The 16,186-nt window shown below is 49.0% G+C and carries 17 protein-coding genes; 5 read left to right on the top strand and 12 right to left on the bottom strand.

The genetic code is table 11. The annotated features are described in order from the left end of the window. Positions 1 to 82: 82 nt before the first annotated feature. The gene (locus tag JSQ80_RS19860; protein WP_087432685.1) at positions 83 to 424 is read left to right on the top strand and encodes a methyltransferase; all 342 of its coding nucleotides are present in this window, start codon (positions 83 to 85) and stop codon (positions 422 to 424) included. A 22-nt stretch (positions 425 to 446) separates the two neighbouring features. Here the strand turns inward: JSQ80_RS19860 and gndA are convergent, their stop codons facing one another. The 7 genes from gndA to JSQ80_RS19825 form a co-directional block, all read right to left on the bottom strand. Continuing rightward, positions 447 to 1,859, bottom strand: a complete 1,413-nt coding sequence (gene gndA, locus JSQ80_RS19855) for an NADP-dependent phosphogluconate dehydrogenase (RefSeq protein ID WP_206096427.1) — start codon at positions 1,857 to 1,859, stop codon at positions 447 to 449. A 148-nt stretch (positions 1,860 to 2,007) separates the two neighbouring features. Next, positions 2,008 to 2,604, bottom strand: coding sequence for a hypothetical protein (locus JSQ80_RS19850; protein ID WP_087432683.1), 597 nt, complete (start codon positions 2,602 to 2,604; stop codon positions 2,008 to 2,010). A 187-nt stretch (positions 2,605 to 2,791) separates the two neighbouring features. Beyond that, positions 2,792 to 4,132 carry an MFS transporter gene (pgtP, locus tag JSQ80_RS19845; protein ID WP_206096426.1) on the bottom strand — a complete coding sequence of 447 codons (1,341 nt, stop codon included), beginning with the start codon at positions 4,130 to 4,132 and terminating at the stop codon, positions 2,792 to 2,794. A gap of 4 nt (positions 4,133 to 4,136) precedes the next feature. After that, complete coding sequence (locus JSQ80_RS19840; RefSeq protein ID WP_206096425.1) at positions 4,137 to 5,186, bottom strand: ABC transporter substrate-binding protein; 1,050 nt, start codon at positions 5,184 to 5,186, stop codon at positions 4,137 to 4,139. Continuing rightward, positions 5,183 to 5,992, bottom strand: coding sequence for a DUF3919 family protein (locus JSQ80_RS19835; RefSeq protein ID WP_206096424.1), 810 nt, complete (start codon positions 5,990 to 5,992; stop codon positions 5,183 to 5,185). The genes JSQ80_RS19840 and JSQ80_RS19835 overlap by 4 nt, the downstream gene beginning before the upstream one ends. An 80-nt stretch (positions 5,993 to 6,072) precedes the next feature. Next, entirely contained in the window at positions 6,073 to 7,494 is a 1,422-nt protein-coding gene (locus JSQ80_RS19830; protein ID WP_206096423.1) for a sensor histidine kinase, read from the bottom strand. Between the two features lie 9 nt (positions 7,495 to 7,503). Next, positions 7,504 to 8,169, bottom strand: coding sequence for a response regulator transcription factor (locus JSQ80_RS19825; protein ID WP_206097665.1), 666 nt, complete (start codon positions 8,167 to 8,169; stop codon positions 7,504 to 7,506). Between the two features lie 287 nt (positions 8,170 to 8,456). Here JSQ80_RS19825 and JSQ80_RS19820 point away from each other — a divergent pair, with 287 nt between their 5' ends. Then, a complete protein-coding gene (locus tag JSQ80_RS19820; RefSeq protein WP_206096422.1) occupies positions 8,457 to 9,086 on the top strand; it encodes a YktB family protein in 630 nt (209 codons plus the stop codon). Positions 9,087 to 9,185: 99 nt separating this feature from the next. Here the strand turns inward: JSQ80_RS19820 and JSQ80_RS19815 are convergent, their stop codons facing one another. Beyond that, positions 9,186 to 10,364 carry an MFS transporter gene (locus JSQ80_RS19815; RefSeq protein ID WP_087432676.1) on the bottom strand — a complete coding sequence of 393 codons (1,179 nt, stop codon included), beginning with the start codon at positions 10,362 to 10,364 and terminating at the stop codon, positions 9,186 to 9,188. Positions 10,365 to 10,634: 270 nt separating this feature from the next. On the opposite strand from JSQ80_RS19815, the gene JSQ80_RS19810 reads away from it, so the two are divergent. Continuing rightward, positions 10,635 to 12,113: an aminotransferase class I/II-fold pyridoxal phosphate-dependent enzyme gene (locus JSQ80_RS19810; RefSeq protein ID WP_206096421.1), complete on the top strand. Its 1,479-nt coding sequence runs from the start codon at positions 10,635 to 10,637 to the stop codon at positions 12,111 to 12,113. A gap of 69 nt (positions 12,114 to 12,182) precedes the next feature. Here JSQ80_RS19810 and JSQ80_RS19805 read toward each other — a convergent pair whose 3' ends face one another. Then, positions 12,183 to 12,470: a DUF3055 domain-containing protein gene (locus JSQ80_RS19805; protein WP_087432674.1), complete on the bottom strand. Its 288-nt coding sequence runs from the start codon at positions 12,468 to 12,470 to the stop codon at positions 12,183 to 12,185. A gap of 186 nt (positions 12,471 to 12,656) precedes the next feature. On the opposite strand from JSQ80_RS19805, the gene JSQ80_RS19800 reads away from it, so the two are divergent. Continuing rightward, positions 12,657 to 13,073, top strand: coding sequence for a DUF1885 family protein (locus JSQ80_RS19800; protein WP_087432673.1), 417 nt, complete (start codon positions 12,657 to 12,659; stop codon positions 13,071 to 13,073). Positions 13,074 to 13,200: 127 nt separating this feature from the next. On the opposite strand, the gene JSQ80_RS19795 is transcribed toward JSQ80_RS19800, so the two are convergent. From JSQ80_RS19795 to JSQ80_RS19785, 3 genes are all read right to left on the bottom strand, one after another. After that, positions 13,201 to 13,509 (bottom strand): DUF1292 domain-containing protein, encoded by a 309-nt coding sequence (locus JSQ80_RS19795; RefSeq protein ID WP_019419190.1) that lies wholly within the window; start codon positions 13,507 to 13,509, stop codon positions 13,201 to 13,203. 115 nt (positions 13,510 to 13,624) lie between these two features. Beyond that, entirely contained in the window at positions 13,625 to 14,215 is a 591-nt protein-coding gene (locus tag JSQ80_RS19790; protein ID WP_087432672.1) for a stalk domain-containing protein, read from the bottom strand. Positions 14,216 to 14,319: 104 nt separating this feature from the next. Beyond that, positions 14,320 to 15,096 carry an N-acetylmuramoyl-L-alanine amidase gene (locus JSQ80_RS19785; protein ID WP_087432671.1) on the bottom strand — a complete coding sequence of 259 codons (777 nt, stop codon included), beginning with the start codon at positions 15,094 to 15,096 and terminating at the stop codon, positions 14,320 to 14,322. Between the two features lie 327 nt (positions 15,097 to 15,423). Between JSQ80_RS19785 and JSQ80_RS19780 the strand changes: the two genes are divergently transcribed. Continuing rightward, the gene (locus JSQ80_RS19780; RefSeq protein ID WP_206096420.1) at positions 15,424 to 16,164 is read left to right on the top strand and encodes an MBL fold metallo-hydrolase; all 741 of its coding nucleotides are present in this window, start codon (positions 15,424 to 15,426) and stop codon (positions 16,162 to 16,164) included. Positions 16,165 to 16,186: the final 22 nt, after the last annotated feature.

Below are 16,186 nucleotides of genomic sequence, written 5' to 3'. Positions count from 1 at the left end.
TGAACTATAGTACGTTTTCAAAAAGTGGTCTTTTCAGCATCAAGATCATTTTGTAGATTTGGTTGTTTAGGAGTGAAGATGCATGTCAACCTCACCCGCCCCGGATTCACATCCCGTTCCAACTGCGGCAGCGCGGATGGCGCGGATTATGGACCCGAACCATCCCTTGTGCAGGGAGGATATTGTGTGGGTACTTAACGCAGTGAAGCAAAAGCTCACCGATCAAGACGAAATTTGGTCCAAGCTTGAGCCTGAGCGGCTTATCCGCAACTTCCGTTACTTTGCCGAAATATCGCTGCTGTTGATTCGGAACAGCAGCTACGGTCAGGAATCCGACCGCATTCGGCAATATTTGGCTGAAGCGGCACATGGCCTGTGGGACAAAGAGACAGCGCTTGAAAAAAATAACGCCGAGCCCTTGTAGGGTTCGGCGTTATTGCTGTTCATTACTCCGACATCCAGTTAAAGTGGAACGAGCCTTCTTTATCTACACGTTTGAACGTGTGCGCGCCGAAGTAGTCCCGCTGCGCTTGCAGCAGATTCGCCGGCAGACGCTCGGTGCGGTAGCTGTCGAAGTACGACAGTGCGCTCGCAAAGCCAGGAACAGGCACACCGTACGCAACAGCGATACTGATAACTTGACGCCATGCGTCTTGGTATGATTCCACGATATTTTTAAAGTATGGGTCCAACAACAGATTCTTCAATTCGGAATCACGGTCGTACGCATCCTTAATATTTTGCAAGAAACGGGAACGGATAATGCAGCCGCCGCGGAAAATCATCGCGATTTCGCCATAACGCAAGTTCCAGCCGGATTCTTCCGATGCCGCGCGCATTTGGGCAAAGCCCTGCGCATACGATACGATCTTGCTGGCGTAGAGCGCTTTGCGGATGCTTTCGATAAATGCCGCCTTATCACCGGCAAACGGCTTCACTGCCGGACCTTGCAGCACTTTGCTTGCCGCTACGCGTTCATCCTTCAGTGCGGACAAGAAGCGGGAAAATACGGATTCCGTAATCATCGACAACGGCACACCCAGGTCGAGCGCGCTTTGGCTCGTCCATTTTCCTGTTCCTTTTTGACCTGCCGCGTCTAGAATGACGTCAACCATAGGCTTGCCTGTTTCTTTATCGTACTTGGAGAAGATATCCGCCGTAATTTCAATCAGATAGCTGTCCAGCTCGCCTTTGTTCCATTCGCTGAAGATGGAATGCAGTTCTTCGGCGCTGACGCCAAGCACGGTTGTAAGGAGGTGATAAGCCTCGCAAATGAGCTGCATGTCGCCGTACTCAATACCGTTGTGAACCATCTTCACGTAGTGACCGGCACCATCAGGGCCAATATAAGTGCAGCATGGATCGCCGTTTACTTTGGCGGAAATGCTGGTCAGAATCGGCTCTACCAAGCGATATGCGCTTTCTTGTCCGCCAGGCATAATGGCAGGACCCTTCAGAGCGCCCTCTTCGCCGCCAGACACGCCGGCCCCAATGAAACGAATTCCTTTATCTTCTAAATATTTGCTGCGACGTTGAGTATCGGGAAAATGCGCGTTCCCGCCGTCGATAATAATATCACCTTCATCCAGATGCGGAAGCAATTGTTCAATTGTGGCATCTGTAGCTTGTCCGGCTTGAACCATAATCAACATTTTGCGCGGCGCCTCTAAAGACTGCACAAATTCTTCAATGGAGTATGTAGCCGTCAATTGCTTGCCTTGTGCTTCTTCAATAAGCGCGTCCGTCTTCTCGCGAGAACGGTTATATACCGAGACCGTGAACCCGCGGCTTTCAATATTGAGAGCCAAGTTCTTGCCCATGACCGCAAGTCCAATGACACCAATTTGATTTTTCGTCATATGGTTCTTCCATCCTTTATCCTAAAATTTTTTATATACTTTGCATTACGCTTATTGTACCCCACAGCAAAAAACCCTGCAACCATCTCGCAAACAGCATTTCATCCAACATGCGGCGGATGGGAGGGCGAAAAACAAACAGCATTTGTTACCATTCCAGCTGAAGCATTTCGGTCCGCATGGCATTCAGCCTTTCTTTGCAGCACTTCGTCTTGACCGAATCTTCTTCTGCAATCGCTTCATGCAGTTCAGCCAACGCATAATCGACTTCCATTCGCAGCACCTCAATGCGCTCCTCGGCCTGCGTAGACATAAAAGTTTCCATCATCTGCTCTGCCGTTACGGCCGGCCTTTTTTGATACAGCACCCTCTGATCCGGGCCGCAAATTTCAACCAGGCGAATACGTTCGCCAAACATTATATTTTCCACGAAAACATGTCTGTCTTTAAAACGTTTGACCACCGCATGCCCGCGTGAATCGCCGATCATCTTCTCCATGAACTCGGATAGCTTCTCGTCCCGTATCGTGTAATCGCCTACAATTTTATAGCGGTGATGGATGCGTTGAAAGCGCAGTTTGACCAGCTTCCGACCGGTTCGGATCGAAACAATAAACAGCGATTCATTCTCGCTCCAGTACAAGGAATAGCCCTCTTGTATAAGATCTCGGATGAGGTTCTGGATTTGCCGGCGGTCAAAACGAAGCTCCAAGTTGCAGTATTCTACCTCGTCGCTGCGATTCACGGCAATCCCTCCTTACCTTATCGTATACTCCATCTTATGATTCGGTAACTTGGATTATTGACTCGATTTGCAAAAGGTTGTTCAAAAAATCCCGCTCCACGACGATGCGTGAAGCGGGAATGATGTCATGCGCTGAACGCAGCCGCATTTTAGAGGTTGTTCAAAAAGCCTCCTTTTGAACACGCACTTACAGATTCGCTGTTGACGCCTGCTGCTTCTTGCGGCCAATCTGGATAATGAACAAGAACAATGTGGCCAGTACTCCGCTCGCCAGCAATAGCACGAAACCGCCGTTCCAGCCGGAAGCGTCCACAATAAGGCCAATGACTAGGTTAGCGATGGCGCTGCCCCCCAGATAACCGAACAGCCCCGTCAAGCCCACTGTCGTGCCTACCGCAAATTTGGGCACGACATCAATCGCGCTCAATCCGATTAAAAATTGCGGCACATAGATCAGACAGCCGATAACAGATACGGCGAGACTGACGACAAGCACATTCGTCGATTGCCAGTATACCAACGTGCCGATCACCACCCCGAACATGCTGATAATGCATAGCGGCATACGATTTCCTTTGAACAGCCGATCGCTCAACCAGCCGACAAGCAGCGAACTTGGAATCGCGGCCCATTCAAAGATCGCAAACGCCCAGTGCGACTGGCTTGCGGTGAAGCCTTTCACACTCGTTAAATAAAGCGGAACCCAGTTCAATACACCGAACCGGATCAGGTACACAAACGCGTTGGCCAAGCACAAATACCACACGAATTTGTTGTTGAGAACATGCTTGACCAAAATATCCTTAAGCGAAAGCTTGACCCCATCCGCACTCTCTTTCGCATCGTCATAATCGTTCCGGTATTCGTCAATTGGCGGCAAGCCTTCCGATTCCGGCGTGTCTTTGCCGCAGAACAGCACGAATACCGCAATGATGATCGCAAGTGCGGCCGGGAAGTAATAGACGCCTGCTTGCCAATAGTGGCTTCCGAATATCGCAAGGCCCACGCCGACGAGCGGAGCAATAATGCCGCCGCCGATATTATGGGAAATGTTCCAAATCCCCATCTTGGTGCCGCGTTCTTTTTTGGAGAACCATTTCGCCATGACAATGCTGCAAGGAGGCGCTCCCATCCCCTGAAAAATCCCATTAAAGATAAGCAGCATAATAATCATGCTGAACGATGAAGCGAGCCCATAACAAATATTCACGAGCGCCGACAGGAGCAAGCCGATTGCGATAAAACGCTGCGTATGTGCTTTGTCCGCTAAATTGCCCATAAAAAATTTACTCAATCCGTACGTAATCGAAAATGCCGTGCCGAATAAACCGATTTGCGCCGTGCTGAAACCGTATTCATTTACAAGATACGTTGTCGATAACGAAAAATTATTGCGTACAAAATAGTATCCCGCGTAGCCAATAAATATGGAGAGCAGTGTGCGGATGCGGAAAATGCTGTACATTCTCGCAATCATATGATCGGGCAGGCGCGGTACGGCCGGTGCCGCTTTGAGCCATTTGAACATGATGTTATCTTCCTTTTCTTGGTGTTGTCGAGCAGAGCTTGTCCCATATTTCAATGATCCGATCATGCCGCTCCGTTGATTCCTCTCGATGGATGACCGCCGTATCAAGGCGCTCCATCTTGTCCTGCCGCACCGTCGGAATCCCGTATGACATGCGTTCCAGAACGTCGGCCGCAGCTTCGGGCGAGAGGCAATAATCAATAAACGTATCCGCAATGTTCCCGTGGGGAGCGTGTTTCAGCTTGGAAACGGCATTGACGGATATTCCCGTATCCTCTGGCACGATGCTCGCGATTGGAAACCCAGCTTCACGCAGCTTGCGCTGATCGCCCAAAAAATTAATGCCGATCGTATATTCCCCGACACTCACGTACTGGGCAGGCATGTAGCCGTTTACGGTTAAGGCGCCGATATTTTGGTTAAGACGCCGCAAATAACCGGCCGCCCTGTCGTCACCCCATCTTTCAAACAGCGATAGCAAAAATGTATACGCCGTCCCTGAATACTTCGGATCGGACATCACGATGCCGCCTTGATACGCGGGATCCAGCAAATCTTCCCATGTCTGCGGGAGCGGAATACCTGACGGCTTCAGCTCCTCGCGCCAGCGCTCTTCATTAACGGCAATCGCTAACTGTTCGGCCTCGTAACCGTACCAGTACCCGTCTGCATCTTTCACATGCTCGGAAATGAAAGCGGCGTTGCGGCTGCGCGCAGGTGAAGACAACTGCTGCTGCTTCATCTGGATGTGCGCGTCAACCGTACCGCCAAGCACCAAATCCGCCTGCGGCTTGCCGTTCTCTGCGGTGACGCGCCGCAATATTTCCTCCGTTGACAGACGGATATATTCATACGTGCAGCCTCTCGTTTCGCAGAAAGAAGAGAGCAACGCATTGCCGACTTCCTCGCGCGCCGCAACATAGGCGACCAGATGGCGTCCTTTCAAATCGGGAAATTCGCCGGTTTGGAACGGATCGGTATGTTGATCTTTGGAACAACTGACAAGCATAAGCCCGCATATCCCTATCCACAAGAAAAAGAAAATTCGTTTCATTCGCTCTCTGCCTTTGCCTTGGTTTGTAACAGTTCAGTTAGACTGCCCTTCATATAGATGGAGTTGCCGTTGTCGTCTCCCATATATTGCACGATGTAGCTGTCACCGAACACAATAAGATGGACGAGAGAATCGCGGTCGTTCTTCGTTTTTTTTCCGTTTTTATACACGGTGATATAACCGAGGGGCTGCCGCTTCAGCATCAGAAGCCGTTTAATATCCGAGGCGCCCCTTATTTCGGACGATTGCCGCACTTTGCGCGCCAATAAACCCTTTTCATTTTCGTGCAGCTCTGTTGCGCTGCCGTTGCTCTTCGCAACCACGCTCTGCGCATTTTCGATAAAATCGGCAAAATAGTCAGCTTGGTAAAACAAACTTACCAAGTGCGTGCGAAATGCGGAAAGAAGGGGTTTGACCCGTTCGCTTCCATAATTGAAGCGATCGACGGATAGGGTGTCGCCTAGCGCAAACACCTGCTCGGCTCCGTTTAAATACCGGATGGTCCCGGAAAACAAGGAACGCGATTCTTGTTTCATCATTACAGGGTCGTTCTCTTTCTTTACGAGATCCGCATACGAGATGATCGAATGAAGCCGAACTTCATCAGTGACCTGAATGGCACCCCATTGGCGATGATGAATCGTCACTTCTACGGGAAGGGAATCGCTTACTTTTTTGAGCACCTCGTTCCGGTCCTCAATAACGATTACTTTGCCGTACAATCGTTCCGTCAGAGAGCGGCCTATCCCAAACACAAGCAGCAGCGAGACCAAACAAAGAAAGATTGCCAACGTAACTTTTTTCATTTTTCTTGTACTCCTTAACGATAAACAACGAATATTTCATAATTACATCCCAATTGTTTCGTAATTGTATTATTTCGTCTTTACGGACTTGTAATGTTTAACATCCAGGCTGGCCTGCGAAACTGAAGCCGTATCGCCGTTCCTTCATCATCCGCGGCAATGCTCATCTCTCCCCCTTGCTGCTTCATCAAATCCCTGCAAATGAGCAAACCGAAACCGTTCCCGTAACTCGAAGGAAGAGCGGCTCCTTGCGGAAGCTGCCTAAAACTGCTGAGCAATTCAGGACTCATGCCGATACCATCATCCTTCATTTCTACCGTTACATGGCTCTCCGTAACCTCAAGCTTACAGGCAATCATGGTCGCATCGCTGTATTTTATCGCGTTATCCAATAAATTGAGAAAGATTTGCTTTGTTTTGTCTGGATCGGCTGATACTTTTGCCGTACCTAATTCATCCCGCCATGAAATAGAGTATTTATCCAGCCGCGGCTGTACAATCCGCACCGCTTCACGGACAATATTTTGAATCTCGCAAATCGTGGGGGAAACGGTAAATTGGCTGTTTCCGTATTTGGAAGAGCTCAGCAGCTCTTCGACAAGCGCGAGCAACCGCTCGCTCTCGACTGAGATATGCCTGAGGCTGTCAGTGACGTCGCTGCGGCGCTGCAAGCGCGGAATTAAGTTCGCATATCCCATAATGGCGGTGAGCGGGGTTTTCAGTTCATGGGTAACGCGATCCAAGAAGTCTTTTTGCTTTACTTTTTCATCGTTCAACCGTTGGATATGAAGTTCAATCGCGTCTGCCATAATATTAAACGATTGGGCAAGCTGCATAATTTCTTTATAATCCCGGAGTTCTATCTTGCTTTGATACCGTCCATCCGCCAATTGCTGCGCCATATCCCGCAGTTTCTCAATCGGCCTGCTCAATGAAGTCGCATAACGGTTGACGAATAAAGCGACAGCAACGAATAAGAAGGCGCATGCAAGCAGAAACGACCAGTTCATCCGCTTGATTATCGCTCCTTCCCCTTCCAATAGCTGAATAAATCGGACGACGCCAATCACTTGCCCGTCCACATATACAGGACTTGAAAATAACAGCAGCGGAGCAGCGGCCGCTTTTTCCAAAACATACGCCTTATCGCCCGATAACGCATAAGCAATATCCTCGTTCAGGTGAGGCAGTTCCAAGCGATTCGTATCGGCTGCGATTTCATGCTGGCCGTTAATCACCTGCACACGAACTCCCATCCGCTTCGACAAATAGGATGCGAGTAAAGGCGCTCCGTTTTGCAAAGCCGACTTCGCATCTTTTTGCTCGCGTTCGACGTAATTAATGGTATAAATTTGGGCTTCTACGCTTAATTTCTGCAAGGAATCGATTGCATGCTGGTACATATTGTTTTGCAAGCCAACGATCATAATGACGTACAACAGCGCCATCACCGGAACGAACATAGCCAGAATCGCGATGTTTAAACTTTTCTTTACTGTCATACGCGCTCCTTATACATCGATTTTGTAGCCTACGCCATAGACTGTTTTGATTTTATCCCCGCAGCTCCCCAATTTTTTGCGCAAACGCTGGATCATGATATCGACAGCACGTGTATTTCCTGAATCATCAAACTTCCAGACTTTTGCAAGCAGCTCGTCCCGCGTAAAAATTCGTTGCTTATGCTGCAGCAGCAACACCAGCAAATCAAATTCACGGTATGTCAACGAAATTTCGCGGCTCTGGAGATATACCTTCCGTTCGTGGGGATATATCGTAAACTCATCGACTCGGAGCATTGCGGGTTGAGACTGATGTTTCGCCAACCGCCTCTGAATCGCCTTGATGCGCAGCAGCAATTCCGTGCTATGGAACGGTTTGGTCAAATAATCGTCCGCACCGAGCTGGAGGCCCAATAATTTGTCGTTCACTTGCCCTTTGGCGGTCAGCATTATAATCGGAATGTCAGGGTCCTGCTGCCTGAATGCGCGCAACAATTGATATCCATCGGTATCCGGCAGCATCACATCCAAAATAATCATATCCGGGCGTTCATCCCAATGCTGCTGCGCTTCCTCCCCGTTCGCCGCCACAACAACGTCATACCCCTCAATTTCAAGGTTTAACCGTATCAGATTCGAAATGCTCTGTTCGTCGTCCACAACCAATATTTTCATCATGCTCACCTCATGCTGTATGTCCAAGCCGCTTTTTTCCAAGCAGTCAGCGGATAGAAAAAAAGTCTCGCGCAACAAAATGCGACAAATTATTTTATTGTAGTTTTCACACAAACGCAATACTAAAAAGCTTTATCACTATACAGAGAGTTAATTCCAGCTTGAGAGCCGCTGCCAGCTTGTCATTGTTATAAACTGATAAACATTATCATTTATATATGTTACAATAAGCTTGTTCTACTTATGTACGGCTGATGACGACTTTAGACGAAGAAAGGAAGAACTTTATGAGTTTTGCCGGATTTACTCCCTCTGATTTCGCAACATTTACGATTGATGGCTTGGACGCTCGCATGGAAGCGATACGCGATCGTATTCAACCTAAATTCCGCGCCATTGGCGAACAGCTGGTCGGCGATGCCGCCGTATTGAGCGGTCAAGAAATGTTCCTGCATATCGCAAAGCACGCGCGCCGCACCGTCAACCCGCCGAAGGACTCTTGGCTGGCCATTGGGCCGAACAAGCGCGGCTACAAATCGTTGCCGCATTTCCAGGTCGGACTGTTCGATGATCATGTTTTTGTATGGCTCGCCTTCATATATGAGGTCTCAAACAAGCAAAATATTGCGCAAGCCATGCTGAGCGAAATGGACCGCGTCAGAGCGATCGTGCCGAAGGATTATGCCGTTTCTATGGACCATATGAAAAAGAATGCGGTGCGATTCGGAGATTTGGGCGCGGATGAGCTGGAAGCCAAATTGAACCGCTTCCGGGATGTAAAAGCAGCGGAGTGGCTGATCGGCCGCCATATTGCCGCAAATGATCCGATCCTGGCCAACGGAGCAGCGTTCATGAGCCTGGCGAGAGAAACGATGGAAACGCTGATGCCGTTGTACAAGCTGGCCGTCGAAGCGTAAGCGCAGCCGGGCGCAACCAAATACATAAAAAAAACAAAACGGTGATTCGCCGCTCTTGCAGCGGACGAATCACCGTTTATCATAAGACTCGCGCCTCATTCATACGGAAGTATTGGCCATCGATTGGGTACGATCCAGTGTTGAAAAGCGGACGAGCAATCCGATGGCGGCGAAGCACAGTGCACCGCCGATTATGTACGGCATGCTGGGAATCCAGTTGAATGCCGCTACCGCCAATATCGGGCCGGCAATACGTCCGAAGCTGTCCATCGAGGAGTTCAGCCCTGAAGCAATACCGTGACTGACGGTCGTCTTCTGCGTTATTAAAGAGGTGACGCAAGGACGGATAAGGGCGTTGCCAATTCCGAAGACGCACAGATATATCGTTGCATCTACGATATTGGAGGACAGCAGCAGCAGGAAGAATCCAAGCGCCGACACAGTCAGGCCGGCAGCAATGGCCTTTTTCTCCCCGCCTTTCTTTATGTACCGTCTGACGATTCCGCCTTGAACAAGAGCGCCGGCCAGACCGCAGAAGAAGAACATGAACCCGATCTGCGTGGCTGTAATGCCGGGAATCCGCTGCGCTTGAAAGTACAATAACGTCGATTCCAGTCCAGCAAGCGTAAACGTAACGAAAAACGAGAGCACATATAAATATTTCATGAGTCCCGTAAATGCGGTCCAGCGTGACGGGGATGCCTCATGACGGCTTGTCCGCTTCTCTGGCGGCAGCGACTCCTTCAATCGGCCAAATCCGAGTATGCATGTGATTAAAGTCAATGCGGAAGCGGCGAAAAATGGCGTATTATGCCCATAGGCGCTTAATATCCCGCCAAAAGCCGGACCGAACGTAAAGCCCAGACCGATCGACATGCCAACGAGCGCCATTCCTTTCGTTCGCTGCTCGTTCGTCGTAATATCCGCCACATAGGCTACGATAACTGCGGTAACGGCTCCGGAGAACAATCCGCCGAGTACGCGTGACACATACATAAGCCATAGCTGACCATCCGCCAAACCGAACAATAAATAGCTTATACTGAAGCCAAGCGTGCCGATAAGGATAATCGGACGGCGGCCCACCTTTTCAGACCATGCCCCCCATATTGGCGACACGATGAATGAGATAAGCGAATAAAGCGACAGCATTAGCCCCAAGTGAAATTCATTGGCACCGGCATCCGTAATCATTAGCGGAAGAACCGGAATGACAATGCCGAACCCGATAAATACCATCATCAGCATGAGCATGACGACGGTCATTTGCTTTTTCATCACACTTCCCTCCATTTATGTACATCCTATCACAGATGATAATGAATCGGAAATGAATAAAATTCGAACGTATGGTCCAAAAAGCAACTATAAAGAGCGTATTCAAAAAGGCGACTTTTCAGCATCGAGAAGGTTGCAAGAACCCTCTATAAATGTCGTTGGAAAAACTGCTTGCATTCCGAGGCGTTTTTGTTACACTTAACCTTGTTTGCTTGAGACGCAACATGCGCATCTAAGCTTATTCCCAGCATGAAAGGTTGTGATACGGCGATGAACCATCATCGGACGCCTCTATTTACCGCACTGACGGAACATGCCTCAAAAAATCCGGTGCAATTTCACATTCCAGGCCATAAAAAAGGCGTTGGCACCGATGAGGAATTTCGGAATTTTATTGGTGATCAAGCGCTTTCCATAGACTTGATTAACATTGCGCCGCTGGATGATTTACATCAGCCATCGAGCGTCATCGCCGAAGCGCAAGCCTTAGCGGCCGATGCCTTCGATGCGGACTATACCTATTTTAGCGTTCAGGGCACGAGCGGAGCGATCATGACGATGATTATGTCGGTCTGCTCCCCGGGAGACAAAATTATCGTCCCGCGCAATATCCATAAGTCGATTATGTCAGCCATCATTTTCGCCGGAGCAAAGCCGGTGTTCGTCTCTCCGGCCCGCGATGCCAATCTCGGCATCGATCACGGCATTACGACCCGCTCGGTGCGCCGTGCGCTGGAGAAGCATCCGGATACAAAAGCGGTGCTTGTCATTAACCCGACCTATTTCGGTATCTGCGCTAATTTAAAAGAAATTGTTGATCTTGCCCACTCACATGAGATTCCGGTCCTTGTGGATGAAGCTCACGGCGTGCTCATTCATTTCCATGAAAAATTGCCGATGTCCGCCATGGAAGCCGGAGCGGATATGGCTGCGACGAGCGTTCATAAGCTGGGCGGTTCCATGACTCAAAGCTCGGTGCTCAATGTCAATGTTAAAAACGGTCTGGTCAATCCCCAGCGGGTACAGACGATTTTCAGCATGCTGACAACGACATCGACATCGTATATTTTGCTTGCATCCCTTGACACGTCCCGCCGCAACATGGCGCTGCATGGGCATGACATGGCTGAACGCGCGATTGCGCTCGCCGAATACGCCCGCGGACAAATCAACGAGATGCCGGGACTGTACTGCTTCGGGGAAGACATCCTCGGCGGAGAAGCGACTTACAGCTACGATCCGACCAAGCTGACCATCCATGTGCGTCATTTGGGAATTACGGGCTACGAGACGGAAAATTGGCTGCGCGATCATTACAATATTGAGGTTGAACTAAGCGATATGTACAACATCCTGTGCTTGGTTACACCGGGAGATACGGAAGATACCGTGTCGATATTGCTGAAGGCCTTGCGTGAATTGTCGGAACTTCATTTTGAACGAAATGAAGTGAAGGATCTCGTCGTAAAAATTCCGGAAATTCCACAGTTGTCCCTCATCCCCCGCGATGCATTCTACGGGGATACGGAAATTGTGCCGTTCAAACAATCGGCGGGAAGAATTATTGCGGAATTCATCTACGTCTATCCGCCGGGAATTCCCATTCTTCTTCCAGGTGAAGTCATTTCGCAGGAGAACATCGATTATATCCGCGATCACGTCGACATCGGTCTGCCTGTGAAAGGCCCTGAAGACCGCTATATCGAATTCGTGAAGGTCATCAAAGAAGAAAAAGCGATATATGAATAGAACGAAAGGCTGCCCCGGATGAAGGAGCAGCCTTTCATTTTTACCTGGATTCCATTATTTCTATTGCTTTCAATATTGATCCTGCGCTTTCAGGGAAGGTATGCGGTTGCGAAGCAGTTGAGACGCTTCGGCAGCAGCTTCAAGATGTCCCAATTGAAACTTGTCTTTCAGAAGCTCGGGTCGCAAATCATCGGCGCACAATAAAGTTGAACGTCCTGTCTGCATGCAAACGACCAGTGTTTTACCGATAAAGTGATTCGAATAAATGAGCGCAAAATCAAACCGGCCTTCTTCTGTCGCCCATCCGACAAAGCTCACGTTTGCTTGTTCCGTTTCTTCGTACAATTGGTCAAACATCGCATCCCCTCCTTAGATTATCCTTTTCCAAACACGGCAACCATTTAATGGGCTGATTTCATTACTATATCATGAGATATCCGCTTCCTACAATCCGTCACACACACAAAATCATGTAAATATTGCCATGGATTATAGGCGATGATATGATAAATGTGATCCGATGGCGCATGGGAGGTGGAAGAGATGAGTCAAAGCGCAACGATTACGTTTGTCGACGGCTCGGCCGTGCCGTCCGCTACTTTGGATGAGCTGAAGGAGCAGTTGATCCATTATCGTCATCAAACGAGTCTAACCGGCGAGCAGTTAAGTTGGGATTATGCCGATGCCGCATTTCCCTACACGATTGAAACGAAGCCCGGTCAGGAACATCTGTGGTTCTATCTGAAAGGAACATCCCCAATGTATCGGCATATCGTATTTGGCGTAGGGACAACCCAGGAAGATGCACCGCGTCATTATGTGCAGGTCGTGCTGCCTGATGATGCCACACATGGAGACAAAGGAAAAGGCAATGAGCTGTGCAAATATTTAGCGAAGACATGGAAAGCCAAGCTCAAGCTGTTCAACGGCCGCACTATGTACTATAATCCTAGAAAATAATCCTCATTAGCATGGAATTATATATTGGAGCTGCCGTATAGACGGCATGAAGGAAACATGAATAAGCTCCGAGGAGTGTCCTCGGAGCGGCATGGTTCTGACGGTTAAATCCCTTAAGAGACGAGTCTTATTCCGGTTGCGCAGCGACAAGCTCTTCGTATGCTTGCTGCACGCGCTCCCATTCTTCATCATCTTCAATCGGATTAAGCACCATATCTTCATCTTCTTCGTCCACGCGCACAATGATGCCATCTGCTTCCGGATTGTTGCGTTCAAGCAACAACGCGTACAGTTGCTCACCTACATTGAACGTTTCGACGAGAGCCATATCGATTTCGTTGCCTTCGTCATCTACCAAAGTAACGACCATTTCTTGGTGTTCGTGGTCATGATCGTGGTCGTGTCCACATCCGCAGTCATGATTATGTTCGCTCATGCGTGAATCTCCTTTGTATTCAGGTAGTGGTCATACCACCGTATATTACCACTTTATGCGGACAAGGTCAATGAAGGGGCCGCTGCCTATGTATATAGCGACGAAGAGAGCCGAATTAAATCGCCGTTACGGTCTTTTGAGACATTAACGTAAAATCACCATTTTTCTGTCTCAAATAACACGAGATGGTGTAATCCCCTTTGGTCTTGAAATCGTATTTGAATTCCGGAGATTTGAACCAGAAATTATCCTCGTTCGTCTTGACTGCTTCTTCTTGAATTTGCGTCGCATTCCCCTTTGGATCGGTAATCGTCAGTTTTATCTTGTCAACAGTCGTTTTAAGGCTGTCCACTTGAGCAAGAACTGTAAAGGAAGTCTTTCCTGTCTCCACCTTGCCGAATGTGGTGTTATCTTTGAACAACATCAAGTCGACATTCGGTTTCTCGATGACGACTTTCTTGTTGGCTTCATCCCAAGTAACGAATGCCAGCAGGGCTTCAGAGAGCTGACGTACGGATAAATACGCTCGTCCCTCGAACATGACCCCTCCTTCTTGGACGGCGGCATCATTCAATATGACCTCAATCTTCTCAGCCGTTGCCGCGGCTGGCAGAGAGCCAGATGACGGGTCCGGCTGCGCCGCTGCGTAAGCTCCGCCCAAGATGCTTCCGAGAAGAACAAATGCGGCAATTCTCCTGCATTTCATCGCATAACCTCCAACTGCTTAGTTGTTAAGTTATACTCAAAATTTGCAGGAGAGTTGCGCTAGCACTATATGAGGTTATTCAAAAAGCCTCTTTTAATCACGCGCTATAATAATCCTTTGCGATCCAATACGTTCAACATCCGGTAAAAATCCAGCGAAGACGGTGTCGGCGTGTTTACTAAGCCTTGGGAGAACGCCTTGTCCACACTCGCTTTGGCCCATGCGGGAACCTCCTGCAATTGATGCTGCGATTCGAGGCCGGCCAGCCTGCTCTCCAGGTCTGCAACCGATCTTTGCAGCTGCCTCAATCGCTCTTCCATGCCATCCGTTCCCCCTTGTCCCTTTTCCGGCAGCGACAACGCGGCATATAAACGTTTCCACGGAAATTTAGGCCCCGGGCAGCCCGCTTTGCGGACAGGGTCGATTTGAAAATGACCGAGCACATGCTCGCGATCAAATGGAATCTTATGCCCCCAATGCTCTTTAACATAGGCCTGAATATAGCGATGCAGGGCGACGCTAGCAGCAAATTGCTGTTCCGTTAATTCCCCGTCCAGACCTTCATGCTCGATCGATACGGCATACAGATTAGGATTGATTCCTTTGCTGCGCACGATGGCTGCAGGCGCTGCAGCGATACGATCTGCGGTAATACCTTGCGCCCAGGCCATGCGTTCGATCTTTACATATTGATGAATGATTCCTTGCTTCGATACGCCAAAGTGAGCCGACGAAACTTTATTGTCCGGGCTCGTGAACCATGAATCCAAACGAGACATGCTTCCTGCTGATATATGATTGACGATGATAACGGGAGCTTGTCCTTTCCGATCACTTGAATTCGTAAATTCATTGCCTTTCCACGCAACATCAACCACCATCGTTACACACCTCTCCCTCTCAAGCGCATTCGCCAGACGGCGGCATGTGAAACGAAAGAGAGATGGCGAAGGCTGCGCTTAACAGGAAATGTTAGATATCCTCGTTCATCTTCCAGAATATCATCATGCTGGAAGACCATTCAATGTGCTAGCCTTCCTTTCGCCAATCCTTCTCCCTGCGTTTGATCGTTTCGCACGTATCGCCACAGCCGGCTTAACGTTTCACGCCATATTATATGAGGGCTGTAAGGGCTTTGCTTGTATATGTGCCCGACAGCGTGATACAGTAAAGTCAGATTTAACCGATGCCATGGTAGGAGGATGGAGATGAAGCTTCAGATACAAATGATTGGAACCGGCAGCGCATTTGCCAAACACTACTTTAACAATAACGCGCTCCTTTACACGGAACAGAACACTCTGCTCATCGATTGCGGTATTACTGCACCCATGGCGCTGCATAAGCTAGGCAAATCCTTCGGCGATATCGACGGTGCGCTCATTACTCATATTCATGCCGATCATGTGGGAGGCTTGGAAGAATACGCATTTCAGATGAAGTTCATTTACGGGCGCAAACCAAAATTGTATCTTGCTTCTCCGTTGGTTGAGCCGTTATGGAACAATACGCTGCAAGGCGGGTTAACTCAGGAAGGCATCTCATGTCTGGAGGATGTGTTTGACGTGCATGCGCTCGAGCCGAACCATACTTATTCTTTAGCAGCTGGCCTGGAGATACAGCTTATCGAAACTCCGCATATTGCGGGAAAGCGAAGCTTTTCGCTACTGGTCAACGGCTCCTTCTTCTATAGCGCAGATATGCGATTTCAACCTGACCTGCTGCATGCGTTAGTCCGGCAGCAAGGAATCAATCTTATTTTTCATGACTGCCAATTGACCGGCAAAGGAGAAGTTCATACTACACTCGCGGAGCTGTTGACGCTGCCGGAATGGATACAAGACAAAATTTATTTAATGCATTACGGCGATGAGCGTTCGCAGTATGAGGGCCGTACGGGACCGATGCCTTTTGTCGATCAGCATCAGATTATTACCATTATGGACTAACAGGAACAAAACACCGGCGGGA

The organism is Paenibacillus apiarius (assembly GCF_017052585.1).
GTDB classification, from domain to species: Bacteria; Bacillota; Bacilli; order Paenibacillales; family Paenibacillaceae; genus Paenibacillus_B; species Paenibacillus_B apiarius.
This window is presented reverse-complemented; position numbering and strand designations above follow the sequence as displayed.